Annotated in this window: 21 protein-coding genes; 7 read left to right on the top strand and 14 right to left on the bottom strand. The window is 65.2% G+C overall.

Going from position 1 to position 23,146, the window contains the following annotated elements; all coding sequences use genetic code 11:
- Window positions 1–2: 2 nt before the first annotated feature.
- The 4 genes from HZZ13_RS20320 to HZZ13_RS20305 are packed head-to-tail and all read right to left on the bottom strand — an operon-like array spanning window position 3 to window position 3,436.
- Window positions 3–1,226, bottom strand: coding sequence for a bifunctional alpha/beta hydrolase/OsmC family protein (locus HZZ13_RS20320; RefSeq protein WP_197961318.1), 1,224 nt, complete (start codon window positions 1,224–1,226; stop codon window positions 3–5).
- Between the two features lie 24 nt (window positions 1,227–1,250).
- Window positions 1,251–1,913, bottom strand: coding sequence for a sulfite oxidase-like oxidoreductase (locus tag HZZ13_RS20315; protein ID WP_197961317.1), 663 nt, complete (start codon window positions 1,911–1,913; stop codon window positions 1,251–1,253).
- A 35-nt stretch (window positions 1,914–1,948) separates the two neighbouring features.
- Window positions 1,949–3,169: a cytochrome P450 gene (locus tag HZZ13_RS20310; RefSeq protein WP_197961316.1), complete on the bottom strand. Its 1,221-nt coding sequence runs from the start codon at window positions 3,167–3,169 to the stop codon at window positions 1,949–1,951.
- A 57-nt stretch (window positions 3,170–3,226) separates the two neighbouring features.
- Window positions 3,227–3,436, bottom strand: coding sequence for a ferredoxin (locus tag HZZ13_RS20305; protein ID WP_197961315.1), 210 nt, complete (start codon window positions 3,434–3,436; stop codon window positions 3,227–3,229).
- Between the two features lie 138 nt (window positions 3,437–3,574).
- Here HZZ13_RS20305 and HZZ13_RS20300 point away from each other — a divergent pair, with 138 nt between their 5' ends.
- Window positions 3,575–4,222: a TetR/AcrR family transcriptional regulator gene (locus tag HZZ13_RS20300; RefSeq protein ID WP_197961314.1), complete on the top strand. Its 648-nt coding sequence runs from the start codon at window positions 3,575–3,577 to the stop codon at window positions 4,220–4,222.
- On the opposite strand, the gene HZZ13_RS20295 is transcribed toward HZZ13_RS20300, so the two are convergent.
- The 4 genes from HZZ13_RS20295 to HZZ13_RS20280 form a co-directional block, all read right to left on the bottom strand.
- Window positions 4,219–4,869, bottom strand: a complete 651-nt coding sequence (locus HZZ13_RS20295; protein WP_197961313.1) for an aspartate/glutamate racemase family protein — start codon at window positions 4,867–4,869, stop codon at window positions 4,219–4,221. The genes HZZ13_RS20300 and HZZ13_RS20295 overlap by 4 nt on opposite strands.
- Before the next feature lie 142 nt (window positions 4,870–5,011).
- Window positions 5,012–6,022 carry an amino acid ABC transporter substrate-binding protein gene (locus tag HZZ13_RS20290; protein ID WP_197961312.1) on the bottom strand — a complete coding sequence of 337 codons (1,011 nt, stop codon included), beginning with the start codon at window positions 6,020–6,022 and terminating at the stop codon, window positions 5,012–5,014.
- Between the two features lie 12 nt (window positions 6,023–6,034).
- Entirely contained in the window at window positions 6,035–7,384 is a 1,350-nt protein-coding gene (locus tag HZZ13_RS20285; protein WP_197961311.1) for an aspartate aminotransferase family protein, read from the bottom strand.
- Window positions 7,385–7,387: 3 nt separating this feature from the next.
- Window positions 7,388–8,260: a MurR/RpiR family transcriptional regulator gene (locus HZZ13_RS20280; RefSeq protein ID WP_197961310.1), complete on the bottom strand. Its 873-nt coding sequence runs from the start codon at window positions 8,258–8,260 to the stop codon at window positions 7,388–7,390.
- Between the two features lie 88 nt (window positions 8,261–8,348).
- Here HZZ13_RS20280 and HZZ13_RS20275 point away from each other — a divergent pair, with 88 nt between their 5' ends.
- The 3 genes from HZZ13_RS20275 (at window position 8,349) to HZZ13_RS20265 (ending at window position 12,182) form a co-directional block, all read left to right on the top strand.
- Complete coding sequence (locus HZZ13_RS20275) at window positions 8,349–9,533, top strand: amino acid ABC transporter permease (protein WP_197961309.1); 1,185 nt, start codon at window positions 8,349–8,351, stop codon at window positions 9,531–9,533.
- A gap of 2 nt (window positions 9,534–9,535) precedes the next feature.
- The gene (locus HZZ13_RS20270; protein ID WP_197961308.1) at window positions 9,536–10,645 is read left to right on the top strand and encodes an amino acid ABC transporter permease; all 1,110 of its coding nucleotides are present in this window, start codon (window positions 9,536–9,538) and stop codon (window positions 10,643–10,645) included.
- A gap of 100 nt (window positions 10,646–10,745) precedes the next feature.
- Window positions 10,746–12,182, top strand: a complete 1,437-nt coding sequence (locus tag HZZ13_RS20265) for an extracellular catalytic domain type 2 short-chain-length polyhydroxyalkanoate depolymerase (protein ID WP_197961307.1) — start codon at window positions 10,746–10,748, stop codon at window positions 12,180–12,182.
- A 281-nt stretch (window positions 12,183–12,463) separates the two neighbouring features.
- On the opposite strand, the gene HZZ13_RS20260 is transcribed toward HZZ13_RS20265, so the two are convergent.
- Complete coding sequence (locus HZZ13_RS20260) at window positions 12,464–13,879, bottom strand: amidase (RefSeq protein ID WP_210349414.1); 1,416 nt, start codon at window positions 13,877–13,879, stop codon at window positions 12,464–12,466.
- A 133-nt stretch (window positions 13,880–14,012) separates the two neighbouring features.
- On the bottom strand, window positions 14,013–14,789 hold the full coding sequence (locus HZZ13_RS20255) for an SDR family oxidoreductase (protein ID WP_197961306.1): 777 nt from the start codon (window positions 14,787–14,789) through the stop codon (window positions 14,013–14,015).
- A gap of 153 nt (window positions 14,790–14,942) precedes the next feature.
- Between HZZ13_RS20255 and HZZ13_RS20250 the strand changes: the two genes are divergently transcribed.
- Window positions 14,943–16,016 carry a tartrate dehydrogenase gene (locus HZZ13_RS20250; RefSeq protein WP_197961305.1) on the top strand — a complete coding sequence of 358 codons (1,074 nt, stop codon included), beginning with the start codon at window positions 14,943–14,945 and terminating at the stop codon, window positions 16,014–16,016.
- Window positions 16,017–16,240: 224 nt separating this feature from the next.
- Here HZZ13_RS20250 and HZZ13_RS20245 read toward each other — a convergent pair whose 3' ends face one another.
- The 4 genes from HZZ13_RS20245 to HZZ13_RS20230 all read right to left on the bottom strand — a co-directional run bounded on the left by HZZ13_RS20245 (window position 16,241) and on the right by HZZ13_RS20230 (window position 20,545).
- On the bottom strand, window positions 16,241–17,314 hold the full coding sequence (locus HZZ13_RS20245; RefSeq protein WP_197961304.1) for a malate/lactate/ureidoglycolate dehydrogenase: 1,074 nt from the start codon (window positions 17,312–17,314) through the stop codon (window positions 16,241–16,243).
- 11 nt (window positions 17,315–17,325) lie between these two features.
- Window positions 17,326–18,237 (bottom strand): NAD(P)-dependent oxidoreductase, encoded by a 912-nt coding sequence (locus tag HZZ13_RS20240; RefSeq protein ID WP_197961303.1) that lies wholly within the window; start codon window positions 18,235–18,237, stop codon window positions 17,326–17,328.
- Window positions 18,238–18,252: 15 nt separating this feature from the next.
- Window positions 18,253–19,503: a Zn-dependent hydrolase gene (locus HZZ13_RS20235; protein ID WP_197961302.1), complete on the bottom strand. Its 1,251-nt coding sequence runs from the start codon at window positions 19,501–19,503 to the stop codon at window positions 18,253–18,255.
- A 124-nt stretch (window positions 19,504–19,627) separates the two neighbouring features.
- Entirely contained in the window at window positions 19,628–20,545 is a 918-nt protein-coding gene (locus HZZ13_RS20230; protein ID WP_197961301.1) for a LysR family transcriptional regulator, read from the bottom strand.
- 120 nt (window positions 20,546–20,665) lie between these two features.
- Between HZZ13_RS20230 and HZZ13_RS20225 the strand changes: the two genes are divergently transcribed.
- Window positions 20,666–21,481: a putative hydro-lyase gene (locus HZZ13_RS20225; protein ID WP_197961300.1), complete on the top strand. Its 816-nt coding sequence runs from the start codon at window positions 20,666–20,668 to the stop codon at window positions 21,479–21,481.
- Between the two features lie 89 nt (window positions 21,482–21,570).
- Entirely contained in the window at window positions 21,571–22,815 is a 1,245-nt protein-coding gene (locus tag HZZ13_RS20220; RefSeq protein WP_197961299.1) for an ABC transporter substrate-binding protein, read from the top strand.
- Window positions 22,816–23,146: the final 331 nt, after the last annotated feature.

The following is a 23,146-nucleotide window of genomic DNA, read 5'->3' as shown; positions in this document are numbered from 1 at the left end:
TTTCACTCCATCGCCTTCGTCACGATGCGGATCTCCGACGTCAGCGTGCGGTGCACCGGGCATTTGTCGGCGATCTCCATCAGCTTCTTGCGCTGCTCGGCATCGAGGGCGCCGTCGATGGTGATGTTGCGCTCGATCTGGTCGAGCATGCCCTCGCGCGTCTCGCACTCCGCACAATCCCTGGCGTAGATCTTGGAATGCTTCAGCGTCACCGTGACGCGGTCGAGCGGCAGCGACTTGCGGTCGGCATAGAGGCGCATGGTCATGGAGGTGCAGGCACCTAAGCCGGCGAGCAGGAAATCGTACGGGCCGGGTCCGGCATCGGCGCCGCCGGCCGCGAGCGGCTCATCCGCCACCAAATGATGCGGGCCGACGGTGATGGTCTGGTTGAACTTGCTCTTGCGGGTCTCCTGCACCACGACCTTCCGCGGTTCCTCGGGCAGATCCATCGCCTTCGCCGGCGTCGCCGTATCGATGTAACGGCTGGCCCAGGCCACGATCACGTCGGCGGCGTAGAGCGCGTCGGCAGGCTTGGTCAGAAGATGATCGGCATGGTCGAGCGAGACGAAGCTCTTGGGGTGTCTTGCTGCAACGAAGAGCTTCGTCGCGTTGTCGATGCCGACGGTGTCGTCGACGGGCGAATGCATCACCAGCAGCGCCTTGTGCAGGCCGGTGACGTCTTTCATCAGCTCGTGCTCGGCGATGTCGTCGAGGAATTCGCGCTTGATCCGGAACGGCCGTCCTGCGAGCGAGACTTCGACCTCGCCCTGCGCGCGGATAAGGTCGAGATGCTCCCTGAACAGCTCGGTGACGTGGGCGGGATCCGAGGGTGCCGCGATGGTGACCACCGCCTTCGCCTCGGGAATCTTTCCGGCGGCGGCCAGGATCGCCGCCCCGCCGAGGCTGTGGCCGATCAGGATCGAGGGTGCCTTGCGGGTCTTGCGCAGATGATCGGCGGCGCGGACGAGATCGGCGACGTTGGAAGAGAACGTCGAATTGGCGAAGTCGCCGCCGCTGGAGCCGAGCCCGGTGAAGTCGAAGCGCAGCACCGCGATGCCCTTGGCGGCGAGCGCGACCGAGATGCGCTTGGCCGCCAGTGTGTCCTTGCCGCAAGTGAAGCAATGGGCGAACAGCGCGAAAGCCGCGGGTTCGCCGTCAGGCAGCTCCAGCGCGGCCGCGAGCTGATGGCCGCCTTCGCCGGTGAATTGAAAGCGTTCCGTCGGCATGGGCTTCCCCCGTCTTGCTCGAACCTAATCGCCTGAATAGCGCTGCTCGGCCCAGGGATCGCCGCGGTTATGATAGCCGCGGACCTCCCAGAAGCCCGGCGCGTCCTCGGTCAGGAATTCGATGGCCTGGAGCCATTTCGCGCTTTTCCAGAAATAGAGGTGCGGCACGACCAGCCGCACCGGGCCGCCATGCTCCTCCGTCAGCGGCTCGCCGGACCAGCTGTGGGCGAGCAACGCGTCCTCGGCGGCAAAATCCTCCAGCGCGAGGTTGGTGGTGTAGCCGTCATAGGAATGTAGCACGACGAAGCGGGCGTCCTCGCGCGGCTGGCAGGCCGCGAGCAGATCGCGCGTGGCGAGTCCCTCCCATTCATTGTCGTAGCGCGACCAGGTCGTGACACAATGGATGTCCGAGGTGAACCGAGACTGCTTCTGCGCGGCGAATTCGACGAAGGTCCAGAACACGGGGGTCTCGACCGCGCCATAGACGTCGAGCCGCCAGCGCTCGCGCGAGACCGGCGGCGTGACCCCGAGATCGAGCACCGGCCAGTCCTTGGTGAGGTGCTGCCCGGGTGGAAGCCTTTGATCCTCCGGCCGCGTAATCTTGCCGGTGAGAAAGCGGCCCTCGCGCGCCCACTTCTCCTTGGTGCGCGTCAGCTTGCTGTCGGGCGGCGCGTTATCGTCAGCCATGGCCGTCCAGCTTCTCCGTCTCGTGTTGGAGAGGCCTACATCGCCTTTCCGAGCAAAAATGGCAACTGGCGTGGGCCGCGCACCGTGCCTTGCGACCAGGTCACCGTGCCTGCCGGATCGAGCCGGAAGTCGGGAATCCGCTTCAGCCATTCCTCAAGCGCCACCTGCATTTCCATGCGCGCGAGGTTGGAACCGACGCAGCGGTGGATGCCGAGGCCGAAGGCCGCGTGGCGATTCTCGCGCCGGTCGATCACGACTTTGTCAGCGTCCGGAAACATCTTGGGGTCGCGGTTGGCGGCCGGAAACGACAGCAGCACCATGTTGCCTGGCTTGACCGGACAGCCTGACACCGTGGTCTCCTTCACCACCTCGCGCGCCATCGTCACCGGCGAATAGGCGCGCAGCAGCTCCTCGACGGCAGTCGGGATCAGCCCGGGCTCGGCGATCAGCCGCTCGCGGTCGGCCGGCGTCTTCGCAAGATGCCAGAGCGAGGACCCGATCGCGCTCCAGGTGGTGTCGATGCCGGCGATCAGCAGCAGGCGCAGCGAGCCCAGCACGTGGGTGTCCTCGAGCGGATTGCCGTTCTTGTCCCTCGCGTTCATCAGGTAGGAGATCAGGTCGCCGGTGGGCTTGTTCTTGCGCGCTTCGATGTGGCCGCCGAAATAAGCCGTCATCTCCTGCACGGCCTGGAGCAGCTTGCTCTCGTCCTTGATGCCGAGCTCGAGGATCATGTGGATCCAATTGATGAAAAGGTCGCTGTCGCTCTCGGGGATGCCGAGCATGTGCGCGATGGCCCGGACCGGGATGTACTTGCTGTAGCGCGCGGCAGCATCGACCTTGCCCTCGGAGATGAAGCCGTCGATCAGCTCGTTGCAGATGGCGCGGACCCGCGGCTCGAGCTTCTTCATCGCGTCCGGCGTGAAGGGCGGTAGCAGCAATTGCTTGGCCGGCTTGTGCTCGGGCGGATCGGAGGTGATCGGCGGCGCCGCGTTCCTGGTGATCTCGGGACGCACATCGCGGACGATGATGCGGCGGGAGGAGAAGTGCTCGGTGTCGTTGGCGATCTCGCGCACGGCCTCATAGGTCGTCGGCAGGTAGCAGCCGAGAAAGCGTTTCGTGTGCACCACGGGGCTTGCGGCTCGCAGCTCGTCCCAGATCGGGAACGGATCCTCGGTCCATTGCGGATCGGTGTGGTCGAAGTCATGAACCCAGTCGGTCACGGGCGGATGGGCGGCGGGCTGCTCGACGTCGGACATGGCATGGAATCCCTTGGCTCGAACTGGCTGAAAGCACGCAGGGCGGCAGCGGCCGCGCTATTCCTCGGTCACATCGATTGCGATTTCCGGGCAGTTGGATTTCGCAAGCCAGGCCTTGTCCTCGAGCCCCGCCGGAACGGTGCCGTCGCCGGCTTCGTGAGCGTTGCCATATTCGTCGAGCTCGAAAAGCTCCGGCGCGAGCGCCTTGCAGCGGGCATGGCCCTGGCATTTGTCCGGATCGACGTGAACCTTCAGTCGCTCTGCCATATTCGGCTTCCTTGATCGCGTGCGCGCGAGGGCCCGAAGGCGGCGCGTTTCCTCATCTCGGTTCTATTTAAGTTATATGCTATTACATTCGCGGCGGGCTTCCCCTGTCAAGCGCAAACTTATAGGCTTCCCCCCGACATGCGTTCACGACCAGCCCGCAAGCCCGAGAAGACCTACCACCATGGCGATCTCCGCGATGCGTTGATCGAGGCCGCGCTGCAAGAGGCAGAGCGGGGCGGCGCCGAAGCAATCAGCATCAAGGCGCTTGCCAAGAAGCTCGGCGTTTCGCAGCCGGCGCCATACCGGCATTTTGCCGACCGCGAGGCGCTGCTCGCGGCCGTCACCGCGGCAGCATTCCGGCAGCTCTCGGCGCTCTTGCGCGAAGCGATGGCAAGGCCGTCGAAGCAATCGAAGCTCTCGCGGCTCGCACAGGCGACGCTCGAGTTCGGTCTGCGCCGGAATGGCATCTACCGCTTGATGTTCGCCTCGCGCACGGTGTCCTGCGCGGCCAAGGGCAGCGAGCTGCACGCCGCGACGCGGGAGACGTTTGCGCTCGTCATCGAAGCTTTGGAAGCGCCCGCCGTGGGCTATTTGCGCGAACGGCAGGCACTCAAGATCTGGGCGGCGCTGCACGGCGTGGTGATGCTGGCCGAGCAAGGCCTGTTCACCGGCGAGGCGGCGCACGCCACGCGCGAGGAGCTGGTCGAGGATTTCGTCAACGAGACGAAGGCTGCGCTCGCGGTCGCGATCAAGGATGCGCGGCGCCGGACCAAGGCCGGCGCTTAGGGCTTCGCCTTCAGCAGTCTCATCAGCTTCTCGACCGCGCTGTCCGGGGTGGTCACGACCGGGCGGCCGGTGGCCGCGGCGACCAGCGGCGCGGTCGCGGCGATGCTGAATTGCGCCAGCGCGATGACGTCGCAATCGCGCAAGCTCCGCGAGGCTTCGGCGATCAGCCGGTCATGCGTGGCGCGGTCGCCGCGGTCGAGCGCGGCCAGCGCGCCTTCGGCAAGCTTCGGCACGACCTCGATCGCAGCGGGAAACTCGGGAGGCATCGACGCCAGCGTCGGCGGAAAGGTCGAGAGCAGGCCGATGCGCTGGCCCATGGTCACCGCTCTCTCGATCATGGCCTCGTTCGGCTTGAGCACCGGCATCGGCGCATGCGCGCGCGCAACCGCTTCGATGCACGGGCCGAAGGCGGAGCAGGTGAACAGGATTCCATCTGCTCCCGTCGCCGCCGCGTAATCGCCGAGCGCGAGGAACCGGTCGGTCATGGCATTGTTGAGTTGCCCGTCGTGGGCGAGATCCGCCGAGAGGCTGTCGTCAAGCAGGTTCATCAGCCGCGCCTCGGGCCACGCCTGCGCAAACGCCGCCTCGATCGGGGCGATGGAATGCTTAAGGGCGTGGATCAGGGCGATGCGAGGGGGCGTCGTCATTGATGACTACCTGGAAGTCTCGTGCCCCGGACGCAGCGCAATGCGCAGTATTGCGCTGCGTCCGGGGCCCATTGTCGCTGTTGGGTTCCGGCTCTGCGCAGCAGCGTTGCACGCTGCAGCGCGTCCGGGACACAGGGCACATTTATTTGAACGGAATGGCGTACATCAAGCCGCCCTTGCTCCAGAGACCATTGAGGCCGCGGTCGAGCTTGAGCGGGCTCGCCTTGCCGACATTGCGCTCGAAAATCTCGCCGTAATTGCCGCCGGCCTTGATCACCGTGACCAGCCATTTGTTGTCGAGTCCGAGCCGCGAACCGAGGTCGCCAGAGGCGCCCAGCAGTCGCTGGATCGCGGGCGTCTGCGACTTCGTCATCTCCTCGACATTGGCTTGCGTGACGCCGAGCTCCTCGGCCTCGATCAGGCCGTAATGCAGCCAGGTGATGATGTCGCTCCAGACCTCGTCGCCGTTGCGGGTGAAGGGTCCGAGCGGCTCCTTGCTGATGGTCTGCGGCAGCACGATGTAGTCGGCCGCGTTCGGCGCCGCCGTGGTCACCGCGCCGGCGAGAGCGGAAGCGTCCTGGGTCATCGCATCGCAGCGGCCGCCGAAGAAGGTCTGGTACATGGTGTCGATGCGGTCGAACACCAGCGGCTTCCAGTCGATACCGTTGGCGCGGCCGTAATCGCCGAGCGTGACCTCGTGCGTGGTGCCCTGCGCGACGCAGACGGTGGCGCCCTTGAGGTCCTTCAGCTCCTTGACGCCGAGGTCCTTCTTCACGACAAAACCCTGGCCGTCGTAGAAGTTGATCGGGCCCTGCCGCAGGCCCAGCGTCACGCCGCGCAGATAGGTCTGCGTCGAGTTGCGATAGAGCACGTCGATCTCGCCCGATTGCAGGGCGGTGAAGCGGTTCTGGGCCGTCAGCGAGACGTAGCGCACCTTGGTGGGATCGCCGAGCACGCCGGCCGCCAGCGCGCGGCAATAGTCGACGTCGAGACCTTTGTAATTGCCCTGTGAGTCCGGCGCCGAGAAGCCGGCAAAACCGGCGCTGACGCCGCACACCAGCGTGCCGCGGCTCTTCACAGTATCGAGCGTCGCCGCCGATGCGATCACCGTCGATGCCGCGAGCAGTCCCGTTGCGATAACCACGTTCCTCATACTACTCTCCCCTCACTGATTGACACTACGCAACACGTTGTCGACGGCCGTGCCCAGCTTGTCGACGATCAGATCGATTTCGGCCGCTGAGGCGATATAGGGCGGTGCCAGCAGCACATGGTCGCCGCGCACGCCGTCGACGGTGCCCCCGCCCGGATAGCAACCGAGGCCGCCGGCAAAGGCCTCCGCCTTGATCTTCTGGTGCAGCTTGAGCGCCGGATCGAACGAAGCGCGGCTAGCGCGATCGGCGACGAGCTCGATCGCCCAGAACAGGCCGCGACCCCTGATGTCGCCGACATGGCGGTGATTGCCGAAGCGTTCGGTCAGGCGCTGCTCGAGCTGCTTGCCGCGCTCCTTCACGCGGTCGAGCAGACCGTCCTCGCGGATCACATCCTGCACCGCGAGCGCCGCGGCGCAGGCGAGGGGGTGTGCCAGATAGGTGTGGCCGTGCTGGAACGCGCCCGAGCCCGAGCGGATGGCGTCGATGATCTTGCCGCTTGCCAGCATCGCACCGATCGGCTGATAGCCGCCGCCGAGCCCCTTTGCGATCGCCTGGATGTCGGGGGCGACACCTTCCTGCTCCCACGCATGGGTCGTGCCGGTGCGGCCCATGCCACACATGACCTCGTCGAGAATCAGCAGCGCGCCGTGACGGTCACAGATCTCGCGCATCGCTTTGAAGTAGCCGTCGGGGGCGGTCACGGCGCCGGCGGTGGCGCCGACGACGGGCTCGGCGAGGAACGCCGCGACGGTGTCCGGGCCGAGCCGCTGGAACTCGGCCTCGAGCTCGGCGGCGAGGCGCGCAACGAACTGCCCATCCGAATCGCCCTCGCGCTTCTCGTGATAGGCGAACGCCGGCGTGACGTGGCTGAAAGCGGTCGACAGCAGCGGCGCGTAGGGCGCGCGACGCCAGGCGTTGCCGCCGGCGGCGAGCGCGCCGAGCGTGTTGCCGTGATAACTCTGCCGCCGCGCGATGAAATGCTGCCGCTGCGGCTCGCCGCGCTCGATGAAATATTGCCGCGCCAGCTTGATGCTGGCTTCGATCGCCTCCGATCCGCCGCTGACGAAATAGGCGTAGGCGAGGCCGCCGGGCTCATGCCCGACCAGCCGCTCGGCCAGCGCTTCGGCCGGCTCGGAAGAGAAGAAGGCGGTGTGGGCATAGGCCAGCGTCGCGGCCTGCTTGGCCATCGCCGCGATCACGCGCGGGTGCTGGTGGCCAAGGCAGGAGACCGCCGCTCCGCCGGAGGCATCGATGATGCGGCGGCCGTCCTCGGCGAAGAGATAAACGCCCTCGCCGCCGACCGCCTTGGGCGGCGTTTCGCGCAGCGAGCGATGCAGCACGCGGCTGGTGCGAGTGCTCATGGGTCAACCTTTCTCCGGGACGTAGGTGGAGGCAGCGGTGAGCCGCGCCTCGGTATTTTCCAGACGTTTCTTTGCTGCGGCGCCGCCGAGCGAGAACGTGACCGCCGCGAGCGACTGCGCGATCGCGATCGCGCCCGTGAGACTGGGGAAAAAGCCGGGCGAGGATGCTGCTTCGAACAGCAGCACATGGTTGGCACCCTCGGCCATCGGTGCCGACAGGCTGTCCGCAATCGCGATCAGCGTGGCGCCGCTGCGATGAGCGGCCTGCGCGACGCGGACGCTGGCATGGGTGTACGGCAGGAAGCCGATGACGACGACGGCTTCGCCGGGCTGGAACGCACCGAGATCGAGGTCGTCAGGCCCGGACGTGCCGACGAGCTGCACCTGTTCGGGCCGAAACAGGCGCAGCTCGTAGTTCAGGAGCTCCGCGACGCTGCGGCAGCTGCGATAGCCCGCGATCCAGATCCGCTTGGCGTCGTGCAGCGCGTGCGCCGCTTCCGCGATCGGCTGTGCCGGGATGCGCGGAAGGCCGGCGGCCTCAGCCTCGAGCTTGTCGATGACGAGCGCAACATCGGCGTTCGGCCCGTGGCGTCGGCCTCTTGTGCGACCGGAGAAGGGCGCGGTCTGCGACGGCCGCCGCGCCTCGGTCAGCGCCGCACGCAGCTCGTCCCAGCCGGAATAGCCGATCGCCTTCGCAAGCCGCGTGAACGCGGCTGGATCGGCGCCGGCTTCCGCCGCGAGATCGCGCATCGAGCGCGTGGTGGCGTCGTAATCATTGGCAGCGACGAAACGGCCGACCTCCTGCAAGCGCAGGGGGAGCGATGGCAATGCGATGCGCAGTTCGCTCAGGGGCGAGGATTTCGCTGATACGACCATGAAACATTTGTTGCATGAAATGAAGTTTGGTGCAACAGTTGACGTGCGCCGCCGGAAATCGCTGCATTTGAGGAAGGATTTTTGTGCTGTGACCGCCGATCGTCCCAGGCCGCCGCCGCGCCGCCGCCTCTTCGCGCTCGGGCGCAACGAATTGAAGGGCCTGTTCTGGCAGGTCCTGGTGGTCGGAATCGCGGTCGCAGTGATCGCCTTCCTCTGGTCCAACACCGTCACCAATCTCTCGGCCCGCCGCATCACCACCGGCTTCGCCTTTCTCGGCCGCGAGGCCGGCATGCCGATCGCCGACAGTCTGCTCGCCTATAATCCGAGGGATAGTTATCTCTGGGCCTTCGTCGTCGGCGTCGCCAACACCTTGCGCGTCGCGGTGATCGGAATCGTGCTCGCGACGATCCTGGGCACGCTGGTCGGCATCTCGCGCCTGTCGGCCAATTGGTTGCTGTCGCGGCTTGCCGCGGTCTATGTCGAAACGCTCCGCGACATCCCGCTGCTGCTCCAGCTGCTGTTCTGGTACGTGCTGATGCAGGCGCTGCCGGCCGCACGCGCCGCGTGGCGGCCCGTCGAGGGTGTGTTCCTGTCCAATCGCGGCCTGATCCTGCCGGCGATCCCGTTCGGCCCGCGGCAGCTCGCGGTGCTCGGCACCGCGGTGCTGGGCTGCGCGCTGTTCTACCTCGTCCGGCGATGGCTGGTCGCGCAGCAGATGCGCGACGGCAAGCCGCGGCCGGCCTGGCCGTTTGCGCTCGGCCTTATCATCGTGGTGCCGGTGGCGGTCTCGCTGGTGCTCGGCGTGTCCTGGACCATCGAGTGGCCGCAGCTGCGCGGCTTCAACTTCGTCGGCGGGATGACGCTCGCGCCGGAATATTTCGCGCTGCTGATCGCACTGGTGACCTACACCTCGGCCTTCATCGCCGAGATCGTGCGCAGCGGCATACAGTCGGTGCCGCGCGGGCAATGGGATGCCGCCAACGCACTCGGCCTGCGTCGCAGCTTCATGCTGCGGCAGATCATCCTGCCGCAAGCGCTGCGCGTCATCGTGCCGCCGATGACGAGCCAGTATCTCAACCTTACCAAGAACTCCTCGCTCGCGGTCGCGATCGGCTACCAGGACGTGGTCTCGATCGCCAACACCACGCTGAATCAGACCGGACAGGCCATCGAGGCGATCGCGCTGATCATGGCGGTGTTCCTGACCATCAGCCTTTCGATCAGCTTCTTCATGAACTGGTACAATGCGCGCATCGCGCTGGTGGAGCGCTGATCATGACCGCGATCACGGACATCCCCGATGCCCCCCGCGCCGCTCGCCGACCGCAGATAGGCAATCCGGTGCTGCACTGGCTGCGCAAGAACCTGTTCTCCTCGATCCCGAATGGGATCATCACGGTCGTGCTGCTGATGCTGCTCACCAAGGGCATTTTCAGCTTCGTGCAATGGGGCATCGCGAACGCGGTCTGGCTGACGCCCACCAACGATTCCAGCGCCTGTCGCGCCGCGCGCGGCCTCGGCGCCTGCTGGGCCATCATCCCCGAAAAGTACCGCTTCATCCTGTTCGGCACCTACCCGTTCGACGAGCAGTGGCGGCCGGCGCTGTCGGTCGTGCTGTTCATCGCGCTGTACTACGTCTCGACCCGCCGCGCGCTGTGGCGACGCGAGCTGGTCTATCTCTGGATCGGCGCGCTGGCGCTGATCAGCGTGCTGATGTGGGGCGGCCTGTTCGGCCTGGCCTTCGTCTCTCAGGATCGCTGGGGCGGCTTGCCGGTGACGCTGATCCTGGCGACGTTCGGCCTCGCCTTCGGCTTTCCGCTCGGCATCCTGGTCGCGCTCGGCCGGCGCTCGAAGCTGCCGGCGATCCGCTCGCTCAGCGTGCTCTATGTCGAGCTGATCCGTGGCGTGCCGCTGGTGAGCCTCTTGTTCATGGCCAGCGTGATGTTTCCGCTGTTTATGCCGGCCGGATTCAACATCGACAAGCTGCTGCGCGCACAGATCGCGATCATCCTGTTCGCCGGCGCCTACCTCGCCGAAGTGATCCGCGGCGGGCTTCAAGCCGTGCCGCGCGGGCAATATGAAGCCGCCGACGCGCTCGGCCTGTCCTACTGGCGCAAGCACCGGCTGATCATCCTGCCGCAGGCGATCCGCCACGTCATTCCACCGTTGGTCAACACCTTCATCGCCTTCTTCAAGGACACCAGCCTGGTGCTGATCATCGGCATTTTCGACCTGCTGACGACGGCCAAAACCGCGATCATCGATCCCGCTTGGCAGCAATTTTCCGTCGAAGTCTACATCTTCGTTGCCGCGATCTACTTTCTCTTCTGTTTCGCGATGTCACGCTACAGTCGCAGCTTGGAGGCGCCGACAACGCCGAAGTGACGGTCCCTCGTTTGGTGCCGCTTGTTTGCGCTTGCATCGATTGCCGATCTTGATCTCTAATACCAGAGGTTGCTCCTGCGGTCGATTTGGCGAGGCTGTCATGCGCGTGGCCGGTTTGCGGCAATTCACCGCCGCCCAGATCTGCATCCTGATCTTCACAACCACTCTCGGCGTGTCATCGTGCGCCGCCGAGGAGTTGCGGCGCTATCGCGCGCCGATCGGTGAGAGTTCGATTTCGGGAATTTCGTCGGGCACGTTCATGGCCGTTCAGTTCGGCACGGCGTGGTCGTCGGTGATCAAGGGCGTCGGCGTGGTCGCAGGCGGCCCTTACTGGTGCGCGAAGGCGGACGCGTTCGACGCCGCCACCTGGTACTGGGGGCCGATCTGGCGAGCCACGGGTGCATGCATGAAAGGGCCGGCGTCGGATCTGAATCCGAAGGATTTTATGGCAAAGGCCGACGCGAAGGCCGCAGCGGGCGAGATCGACCCTCTCAGCAATGTCAGCAGGCAGAAGATCTATCTCTTTCACGGCTACAATGACGCTGTCGTCGACAAGGCCGCGACCGATGCGGCCGCCGATTTCTATCGCCATTATCTGGGGGATGCCAATCGCGCCAACTTGTTCTATCAAGCCACGCTCGGCGCGGGCCACTCGTTCGTCGTGGCGAAACAGGGCGCACCCGGGCTCAACGACTGCAAGGCCAACACGGCGCCCTATATCGACCAATGCGGCTATGACCAGGCCGGCGTCATCCTGCAGCATATTTACGGCCGCCTGAATCCGCCCAGTCCCGCGCAACTTGCGGGTTCGGTGAAGAGCTTTGATCAATCGATCTATACCACGCCGCATCTGCCCGACGCGCTGAGCATGGGCGATACCGGCTACGTGTTCGTACCTCGGGATTGCGAGCAGGGCAGTCCGTGTCGCGTCCATGTCGCGCTCCATGGATGCAAGCAGGACGTCGCCGATATCGGACGCAGATTCGTGGATGAGGCCGGCTACAATGAGTGGGCGGACACAAACCGCCTGGTCATTCTCTATCCGCAGACCAAGACCAGCTCATACTGGCCAAGCAATCCGCAGGCCTGTTGGGATTGGTGGAGCTACGTCGACCATCAGGATAGCTACGTGACGAAGTCCGGATCGCAAATCAAGGCGATCAAAGCGATGCTGGATGCGCTCACGGCCGCTGCCGCGGCGCCCGCCGGCGCGACCGCGCCCTCGCTATCGGCACCGCAGTCGCTCACCGTGATCGATACGTCGGATAGCGGCGCTGACCTGGCCTGGTCTCCAGGGGACGACGGAACAACTTACCGGGTTTCGCGGGCGGGGCCAGATGGTGCGTTCCAGGCGATTGGCGACGTGACAGGATCGAGCTTTGGGGATTCCGGTCTGACGCCGCAAACAACATATCGATGGAGTGTCTCGGTCGTTCTGAACGGGGCGGTAGGCCCGAGCTCCGAAGAGGCGACCGGTACCACGCGACCGACGCCTCCTCGCTGCGATGATCCCGGCTCCTGCCCGATCGCCAAATAGCGAACCGAGCAACCGTTCTGCGTGCCGCGCGATGACTGGCAGGGTGCGACGGGAAGTCGTACCGCGATCTTTTGCTTTTGCTTTGCGATGTCGCGCCACAATCGCAGCCTGGAGGCGACCAGAGAGGTGAGGTCTCGTGTCCCGGACAAGGGGCAGCGCGCTAGCGCTGCGCCGCAGAGCCGGGACCCAGGGCAGCACCGGAAGTCGCGGAGAGATGGGCCCCGGCTCTGCAGCGCAACGCTCAAGAAGCGCTGCGCGGCGTCCGGGGCACGAGAGTGAGGCTAGTCCTTCACCTTCGGATCGATCGGCGTCGTCGCGCGCAGGCTTAGGATATCCTCCAGCACCTTCGCGCCGGCAATCACCTGCGCGTCGGCGCGCGGCGCGCCGACCACCTGCACGCCGACCGGCAGGCCCGCGGCCGTGAAGCCGCAGGGCAGGGAGAGAGACGGGCAGCAGGCCAGCGTGATGGCGTAGACGATGCCGAGCCATTCGATGTAGTTCTCGAACTTCTTGCCATCGCATTCGGCGACATAGCGATGCTCGATAGGGAAGGGCGGAACAATCGTGGTCGGCGTCAGCAGCAGGTCGTAGCTCTTGAAGAACTCGACCGCCCGCGCCGTCATGCCGACGCGCTGCGCCTCGGCGCGCGCGAGCTGCTCGACCGTGAGCTTGAGGCCTTCCTCGATGTTCCAGATCACCTCTGGCTTGAGCAAATCGCGCTTGGTGCGCAGCAGATTGGCCTTGGTGATCGCGAAATCGAAGGCGCGCAGCACGTGGAAGCATTCATGCGCCTCGCGCCAATCCGGATGCGCCTCCTCGACGATGGCGCCAGCTTCGGCGAAACGTTCGGCGGCTTTGCGCGTGATCGCCTTCACTTCGGGATCGACCGGGGTGATGCCGAGATCGGGCGAATAGGCGATGCGCTTCGGCCTCTTGCCCGCCTGGGCCGCCGACAGGAACGAGGTTGCGGGAGCCGGCAGCGACAGCGGATCGTCGGCATAGTCGCCGCTCATGGCGTCGAGCAGCAGCGCGAGATCCTCGACGTTGCGCGCCATCGGGCCGACCACGCCGAGATTGCGATCGATGCCGGACTTGGGGGTATGCGCGACGCGGCCGATGCTCGGCCGCATGCCGACGACGCCGCAGAAGGCCGCGGGGCTGCGCAAGGACCCGCCCATGTCGGAGCCCTGGGCGAGCCAGGCCATGCCGGTCGCAAGCGCCACCGCCGCGCCGCCGGAAGAGCCCGCGGCCGATTTCCTCGTATCCCAGGGATTGAGTGTCGCGCCGAACACCTCGTTGAACGTGTTGGCGCCGGCGCCGAATTCCGGCGTGTTCGACTTGGCGTAGACGACTGCGCCGTTGCCCTCGAGGTTCTCGACCATGAGGTCGGACTTCGCGGGGATGTTGTCCTTGAAGATCGGTGAGCCCTGCGTGTTCAACACGCCCGCGACATCGGTCAGATCCTTGATCGGCACCGGCAGCCCGGCGAGCAGTCCGCGCGCGCCGGCCGGCTTCTGCATCAGCGATTTCGCGCTGTCCCGCGCGCGATCGAAACACAAGGTCGGCAGTGCATTGACCTTGCCGTCGACCTCCTCGATGCGCTTCTCCAGCACGTCCAAGAGCTCGAGCGGCGAGACGTCGCCGGAGCGCAGCTTGTCGACGACGGTGCAGGCGGTTTCGCGGATCAGATCAGACAAACTTATAGCTCCTCATTGTCGTGTTCGTCATTCCGGGGCGATGCGCAGCATCGAACTATGGTGCGCCCTTGCGCACTTGAGAATCTCGAGATTCCGGGTTCGCCCTTCGGGCGCCCCGGAATGACTATATGCATCAACCCCACCCCGCGCTGATGCCGCCGTCGACCGTGTAGATCACGCCCGACGTATAGCCGGCGCGATCGGACGCGAGGAACGCCATGAGGTCGCCGATCTCGCGCGCATGCGCAGGGCGCCCGAGCGGCAGGCTCTTCTGGAATTCCTTGTAGCGGCTCTCGTCGCCGAACTGGTGCCTGGCCCGCGTCTTCAAAAGGGTGACATGACGGTCGGTGCCGACGGGGCCGGGATTGATGCCGACCACCCGGATGTTGTCGGCGAGGCTCTTGCCGCCGAGCGCACGTGTGAACGCCATCAGCGCGGCATTGCCGGCGCTGCCGCAGATGTAGTTGGCGTCGAACTTCTCGCCGGCCGCGCCGATGTCGTTGACGATGACGCCGCCGCCCCTGGCCTTCATCTGCGCGTAGATGTACCGCGTCAGGTTGATATAGCCGAACACCTTCAATTCCCAGGCGTGCCGCCAGGTTGCCTCGTCGATCTTGTCGATCGAGCCGCCGGGAATGTCGCCGGCGTTGTTGACGAGGACGTCGATGTCGGCGGCTTCCTTCGCCAACCGGGCCACGTCGTCCTCCTTGCGCAGATCGACGATGCTGGTGGCGGCGTCGATCTGGTGCGCGGTGCGCAGGCGGTCGGCCAGCGCCTTGAGCTGATCGCCGCTGCGCGCCGCGAGGAGGAGATGCGCGCCTTCCTCGGCGAACGCCTCGGCGGCGGCTGCGCCAATGCCCTTGGACGCGCCGGTGATCAGGACGCGCTTGCCGCGCAGATGCAGGTCCATGGGGGTACTCGTTCGTGGGAACAGGATCAAATCAGTAGGCGCTCGCCGGCGCCATGGTCAACATTGCAGTGCAGCGTTGCACTGCCGCCGCGTTTGGTCCATTGCAGGGCAGTCAGAAAGCGGCGACTGCCGGACCAACCAAGGACGTTCTCGATGAGCAAGAAACAATACCGGATCGCGGTCATTCCCGGCGACGGCATCGGCAAGGAGGTGATGCCGGAGGGCCTGCGCGTCCTGGAGGCGGCGGCGAAGAAGCACAACGTCTCGCTGCATTTCGACCATTTCGACTTCGCGTCGTACGACTATTACGAGAAGCACGGCCAGATGATGCCGGACGACTGGAAGGAGAAGATCGGCAAGCACGATGCGATCTATTTCGGTGCGGTCGGCTGGCCGGCCAAGATCCCGGACCACGTCTCGCTGTGGGGCTCGCTGATCAAGTTCCGCCGCGAGTTCGACCAGTACGTGAGCCTGCGCCCGGTGCGGTTGATGCCCGGCGTGCCGTCACCGCTGGCGGGGCGCAAGCCCGGCGACATCGATTTCTGGGTGGTGCGCGAGAACACCGAAGGCGAATATTCCTCGGTCGGCGGCCGCATGTTCCCGGACACTGACCGCGAGTTCGTGACGCAGCAGACGGTGATGACCCGCACCGGGGTCGATCGTATCCTGAAATTCGCCTTCGAGCTTGCGCAGTCGCGGCCGAAGAAGCACCTGACCTCGGCGACCAAGTCCAACGGCATCTCGATCACCATGCCCTATTGGGACGAGCGCGTGGAGGCGATGGCGAAGAAGTTTCCGGGCGTGAAGTGGGACAAGTACCACATCGACATTCTCACCGCGAACTTCGTGCTGCATCCGGACTGGTTCGACGTCGTGGTCGGCTCCAACCTGTTCGGCGACATCCTCTCCGACCTCGGCCCGGCCTGCACCGGCACGATCGGCATCGCTCCGTCCGGCAACATCAACCCCGAGGGCGATTTCCCATCCCTGTTCGAGCCGGTGCACGGCTCGGCGCCCGACATCGCAGGCCAGGGCATCGCCAACCCGATCGGCATGATCTGGTCCGGCGCGATGATGTTCGAGCATCTCGGCGAGAAGGAAGCGGGCAAGTCGATCGTCGAGGCGATCGAGCGCACGCTCGCAGAGCGCACGCTGCGCACGAAGGATCTCGGCGGCAATGCCGACACGACTGCGTGCGGCAAGGCGGTTGCGGATATGGTGGACTAAGGCGGACTTGCGAGAGCTAGGCTCCGCCGTCGCGGCAAACTCTGTGGTCGTCCCGGACAAGCGCGCCAAAAGCGCGCACAGATCCGGGACCCATAACCACAGGCAGTAATCGTAGCATTCGCGGGTAACTCCGAGTCTTCGCCAAACCGCTCCCTATGGCTATGGGTCCCGGATCAGCGCTCCGCTTCGTTGCGCTTGTCCGGGATGACACCTGTTGTGATGGCTCAGCCCGCGATCTTCTCGATCGCCGCCTGATCCAGCCCGAACTTCTTCCCGGCCTCCAGAATCTCCTGCCAGGTGGTCGGGTCGATCGGGATGCCTTCGGCCAACCGCTTCGTCTTGGTCTCGCGCTCGGGATCACCCGCGATCCTGACCTTGTCGACGCCGGGGGCGGGCGGCGAGCCGGTGTGCCAGGCGACGAAACTCTCGACTTCGCGCGCGAGGTTCTCGCCGGTGCCGAGCTTGCCCGGATCGATGACGATCGAGAGCATGCCGTTGAGGACGTTGTACTTGCCGTCGGACGGGCCCTTGACGACCTGACCGCCGGAGAGCGCGCCGCCGAGGATTTCGCACACCAGCGCGAGCCCCGAACCCTTGTGCTCGCCGAACGGCAGGATGGCGCCGTACGGCGGGATCACGGTGTAGCGCGGATTGACCGTGGGCTTGCCCTCGTGATCAATGATCGTGCCGGGCTCCAGTTCGACGCCCTTGTTATGGGCGACGCGGGTCTTGCCCTGAGCGATCCTGCTGGTGGCGAAATCGAGCACGATCGGATCCTTGCCGGCGCGCGGGATGCCGACGCAGAACGGGTTGGTGCCGTGGCGCGCATCGCTGCCGCCCCAGGGCGCCACGATCGGGCGCGAGATCACATTGACGAAGTGGATCGAGACCAGCCCGTGGTCGATGCACTGCTCGGCCCAGTGGCCGATACGGCCGATATGGTGCGAGTTCGAAAGGCCGACGAGACACACGCCGTTGCGCTTGGCGCGCTCTGCCGCCAGCTCCATCGCCTCGTGGCCGATCACCTGGCCATAGCCGGTGAGACCGTCGAGGGTGAGAAGAGGACCCGTGTCGAGCACGATCTTGACGTGCGCGTTCACGGCAAGGCCGCCATTGGTGACGCTCTGGACATAGCGCGGGACCATGCCCACGCCGTGCGAGTCATGTCCCTTCAGATTGGCCTCGACGAGATTGGTCGATACGAGCTCGGCCTCGCGGTCCGAGGAGCCGCCAGCCTTGACGATGGTATGGATGGCCTTGGTGAGCGGCTCAGCCTTGATGATGCGATAGTCGGCCATTGTTGTTGCTCTTATCCCTTCACGATCCGGCGGCAGTGAACCAGCGCCGCTTCAATCAGGTTTTCGCTCGCTTCCGGCGTGCGGAAGGCCGAATGCGCCGACAGCGTCACGTTCGGCAGCTTGGTCAGCGGATGATCGCCGGGCAGCGGCTCGATGTTGAAGACATCGAGGCCGGCGTGGCGGATATGGCCGGACTTCAGCGCCTCGATCATGGCGGCTTCGTCGACGATCGCGGCGCGGGCGGTGTTGATGAGGATGACGCCGCGTTTCATCTTGCCGATCTTCTCGCGGGTGATCATGCCGCGCGTCTCGTCGTTGAGCAGCAGGTGCAGCGACACCACGTCGCTTCTGGCCAGCACGCTGTTGAGGTCGGTGAATTCGACGCTCGCGTGGCTCTTCGGCGAGCGGTTCCAGGCAATCACCTTCATGCCGCTTCCGGACGCAATACGCGCGACCTCCGCGGCGATGCCGCCGAAGCCGATCAGGCCGAGCGTCTTGCCGGTGAGCTGCATGCCGTCCTCGCGCAGCCAGTTGCCGGCCCGCATCTCGCGATCCATCATCGCGATGACGCGGGCCGACGCCCACATCAGCGCGATCGCGGATTCCGCAACCGCTGTATCGCCGTAGCCTTTGATCAGATGCACGGAGATGCCGAGCTCGGCAAGCTCTTCCGGATTCATGTAGCTGCGCGCGCCGGTGCCGAGGAACACGACGTGCTTCAGCCCCGTGCATTTCTTCGCGACCTCGGTCGGCAGCGCGGTATGGTCGACGATCGCGATCTCGGCGCCATCGAGAACTTCCGGATATTGCTCGGGCGTGATGTCGGGGTTCCTGTTGATCCGCACCTTGGGATCACCGGGCTTCTCCAGCCGCTCCATGATCACGGCCAGCGATTCATTGGCGTCGACGAAAACTCCGCGCATGGTTCTCTCCGGTGGTCAGGATGCGACGCCGGCGATCGCCAGCACGGTATGCATGAGGACGTTGGTGCCCGCGGCGCAGTCGCCCTGCGTCGCATCCTCCAGCTCGTTGTGGCTGATGCCGTCCTTGCAGGGCACGAACACCATCGCCGCCGGCATGATCGTGTTGAGGTTGCAGGCGTCGTGGCCGGCGCCGGAGGTGATGCGGCGCGAGGTATAGCCGAGCGTCTTTGCGGCGTTCTCGACCGCCGCAATCAGCTTCGGATCGAAATGCGTCGGGGGCTTGCGCCAGACCAGATCGATCTTGACCTCGACCTTGCGGCGCGCGGCGATCTCGGCGATTGCCTCACGCAGATCGCGATCGAGCGCATCCATGATGGCGCCATCGGCACTGCGGCAGTCCATGGTGAAGGCGATCTCGCCGGGAATGACGTTGCGCGAGGGATTGGCAATGACCGCCTCGCCGATGGTGCCGACTGCGTTCGGTCCGTGCTTCTTCGCAATTGACTCCATCGCCAGCACGATTTCGGACAAGGTCGCCAGTGCGTCGCGCCGCAGCGGCATCGGGGTCGAGCCCGCATGGCTCTCGAAGCCGGAGATCTTGCCGTCGTACCAGAGCACGCCCTGGCCCGAATCGACCACGCCGATGGTCTTGCCTTCGGCTTCAAGGATCGGTCCCTGCTCGATGTGCAGCTCGACGAAGCAGCCGAGCTTCTGGAAGCCGACCGGCTTTTCGCCGCGATAGCCGATGCTGTCGAGCGCCTGGCCCACGGTGGTGCCTTCGGCGTCCTTGCGCGACAAAATGTCGTCGGTGGTGAAGTCGCCGACATAGGCGGCGGAGGCCATCATCGCAGGTGCGAAGCGCGAGCCTTCCTCGTTGGTCCAGTTCACGACGCAGATCGGCGCCTCGGTCTCGATGCCGGCATCGTTCAGCGTGCGGATCACCTCGAGCGCGCCGAGCGTCCCCAGAATGCCGTCGTACTTGCCGCCGGTCGGCTGGGTGTCGAGATGCGAGCCGATGCCGACGGGCAGCTTCGACATGTCGCGGCCCTTGCGCAGGCCGAACTGTGATCCGAGCGCATCGACGTGGACTTCCAGTCCGGCATCCTCGCAAGCCTTGCGGAACCAATCGCGCACCTGCTTGTCTTCGTGGCTCAACGTCAGCCGCCGCACGCCGCCCTTGGCGGTCGCGCCGAATTGCGCGGTCTCGTGGATGGAGCCCCACAGGCGGGCGGAATCGATTTGCAGGTTGGTGGCGGCTCGGCTCATGCGGTCGTTTCCATTTGTCGCTGTCATTCCGGGGCGCCCGAAGGGCGAACCCGGAATCTCGAGATTCCGGGTTCGATGCTGTCGCATCGCCCCGGAATGACGGGAGAAAGGTCCGGCGCCTTTTTCAATGACGCGCCAGTGCGGGCGCGTCAACCGCGAGGCTGCTCTGCGCAATTTGCCGTGCAAGCTCGGCGACGCGCTCGACGGCGACGACATCGGGCGAGGCGAGCCAGCTTGCGGTGAAGGTCAGCGGCGCGATGGCGAGATCGGTGTCGAGCAGCTGCAGCCGCCCGTCGGCAAGCTCGTTCTCGACGATGGCGTCGGGGATCACGGCGATGCCGAGGCCCTCGACCGCCATATGGATGACGGTCGCCAGCGAGGCGGATGCATGCAGGCGGATCGGCGGCAGCTCCGGCCGGTCGAACACCTCGCGCACGACCTCGTAAGGCTTGGTCTTGCGCGGGAAGGTGATGATCGGAAACCGCGCGAGCTCCGCCGGCGTCACCGGGCCCTTGCCGAGCCCGAGCGAGGGACTTGCGAGGAAGCCGATCGGATAATCGGCAAGCACGCGGTTGTGCACGCCGGAGGCGGACAGCGGTCCGACGACGAAGGCGAGCTCGATCTCCTGCGCGAGCAGGCGCGCGGTGAGGTTCGGCGTGATGTCGACCTCGATCTCCAGCGACAGGTTCGGATAGACCTCGTTCACGCTCTTGACGAGCCGCGGCAGCCAGGTGTGCACGATGGTCTCGGCGACGCCGAGCCGCATCACGCCGCGCATTGCCGAGCGGTCGCCGATTTCCGCCATCATCGCAGCGCGCAGGCCGATCAGCTTCTCCGCGTAGACCATCATCTGCCGGCCGCTCGGTGTCGGTGAGGCCACGCGATGATCTCGGTTCAAGAGCTTCACGCCCATCTCGCGCTCGAGCTGGGCGATGCGCTGGGAGATCGCCGGCTGTGTGGTGTTGAGCCGCTGCGCGGCGCCACGGAAGCTGCCGAGCTTCACCACCCAAAGGAACGTCTCGATCGACCTGAAGTCCAGCATTGGAAGGATTTTCCCAGTCGATAAATCAGATTTATCGAGATTGATTAGAAACGACGATTAGACTTTATAGCACGCTTGGTGTTGGCTTGTCTTTGTCGAGTTTATAGGCAGGTCGATCACATGACTGTTTTGGTGGCAGCGCAGCAAACTGAAACACCCGACGCCCTTCCGAGCCGCAAGGCCCGGCTCGCCTACCGCGAGGGGCTGGTCGCCTCCACCGCCGGCGTCGCCCCCGGATACGTCCAGGGCAATCTGGCGATCCTGCCGGCGGAATACGCCGGCGCCTTTCATCGCTTCTGCCAGCTCAATCCAAAACCGTGCCCGATCATCGGCATGTCCGACGTCGGCAGCCCTTACATCCCCTCGCTCGGCGCCGACCTCGACATCCGCACCGACGTTCCGCGCTACCGCGTCTGGCGCGACGGCGAGGTCGTGGACGAGCCGACCGACGTCAAGAGCTACTGGCGCGACGACCTCGTCACCTTCGTGCTCGGCTGCTCGTTCTCGTTCGAGGAGGCGCTGCTCGAGGAGGGCATGCCGATCCGCCACATCGAGAAGAATGTGCGCGTGCCGATGTATCGCACCAACATCGCTTGCGGTGTATCAGGTCCGTTTGCCGGTCCCATGGTGGTGTCGATGCGCCCGTTCAGGCCGGCCGACGCGATCCGCGCGGTGCAGATCACCTCGCGCTATCCCGCCGTGCACGGCGCGCCCGTGCATCTCGGCCATCCGCATCTGATCGGCATCAAGGACATTGCCAAGCCCGACTACGGCGATCCGGTGCCGGTCGCCGACGACGAGATTCCGGTGTTCTGGGCCTGCGGGGTGACGCCGCAATCGGTGATCAATGCCGCAAAGCTTCCATTCGCGATCACGCATTCGCCCGGCCTGATGCTGGTGACGGATCTCAAGAACAGAAACATGGCCGTGATTTAGTGGGCAGCGTCTGCTGCTTCTTCAGGCTTTACCGCATCCATCAATCGCTTCATTCGATCAGCCGAAATTCAGTCACAGGGGACTTTGCCATGACGATCACTCGCCGCGACGTGTTGTTGGGAGCCACCGCCACTGCCGCTCTCGTGCCGCTGGCAGCGCGCGCACAGACCTCGGAAGTCGTGATCGGCGTGATCTATCCGTTCTCCGGCGGCAGCGCGCAGCAGGGCGTCGACGCGCAGAAGGCCTATGAGACCGCGCTCGAAGTCATCAACAAGGACACCGACTTCGACCTGCCGCTGGCGAAGGGCGAAGGCCTGCCGGGTCTCGGCGGTGGCAAGATCCGTCTCGTGTTCGCCGATCATCAGGCCGATCCGCAGAAGGGCCGCGCTGAGGCCGAGCGCCTGATCACACAGGAGAAGGTCTGCGCCATCATCGGCACTTACCAGAGCGCGGTGGCCGTGACCGTGAGCCAGATCTGCGAGCGCTATCAGGTTCCGTTCGTGTCCGCCGACAATTCCTCGCCGAGCCTGCACCGCCGCGGCCTGAAATATTACTTCCGCGCCTCGCCGCATGACGAGATGTACTCGGCCGCGATGTTCGACTTCTTCGACGCCATGAAGAAGAAGGGCACCAAGATCGAAACTTTGTCGCTGTTCCACGAGGACACCATCTTCGGCACCGATTCCGGAAACGCCCAGACCAAGATCGCCGGCGAGCGCGGCTACAAGATCGTCACCGATATCAAGTACCGCGCCAACTCGCCCTCGCTCTCGGCCGAGGTACAGCAGCTCAAGACCGCCAATGCCGACGTGCTGATGCCGTCGAGCTACACCACCGACGGCATCCTCCTGGTCAAGACCATGGCCGAGCTCGGCTACAAGCCGAATGCGATCGTGGCGCAGGACGCCGGCTTTTCCGAGAAGGCGCTGTACGACGCGGTCGGCGACAAGCTCGAAGGCGTGATCTCGCGCGGCACCTTCTCGCTCGACCTCGCGCAGAAGCGGCCGATGGTCGGCAAGATCAACGAGATGTTCAAGGCCAAGTCCGGCAAGGATTTCAACGACCTCACCTCGCGCCAGTTCATGGGCCTGATCATCCTGGCCGACGCCATCAGCCGCGCCAAGTCGACCGACGGCGAGAAGATCCGCGACGCGCTGGCCGCGACCGACATCCCGGGCGAGAAGACCATCATGCCCTGGAAGCGCGTCAAGTTCGACGAGATGGGCCAGAACAACGACGCCGATCCGGTGCTGCTGCAATATGTCGGCGGCAAGTTCGTCACCATCTTCCCGCCGCAGGCGGCGATTGCCGAGGCGATCTGGCCGATGAAGTAAAGTTGGAAGCGGGAGCTCAGATCTAGCTCCCGCCCTCATCCTTGTATGGGGAGTGAGTTGTCAAGAGAGCATTGTTTGTTGGCGGCGGTCTTGGGCGCCGAGGCGAGGCACGGTCAAGACTGGCCGCAGGCCACCGCCGGAGGCGGCGCGTTAGCGGCCTTGACCGCGACGAGCTCGGCGCCACAATGGAGCGTTCGCAACATGCGCATCGGCGCTGGCAGGCGGGACGTGATGCGAGGCCTGGGCCGTGAACGACAATGCGGCAGGACCGCATCACCTTGTATCCGGTCGGGCACGCGGCCCGGTACCCTGATCTTTCATGCACGGGTGA

This window comes from Bradyrhizobium agreste, assembly GCF_016031625.1.
Taxonomy (GTDB): Bacteria; Pseudomonadota; Alphaproteobacteria; order Rhizobiales; family Xanthobacteraceae; genus Bradyrhizobium; species Bradyrhizobium agreste.
Note: the sequence above shows the minus strand (reverse complement) of the source record. Positions and strands in the feature narration are given on the sequence as shown.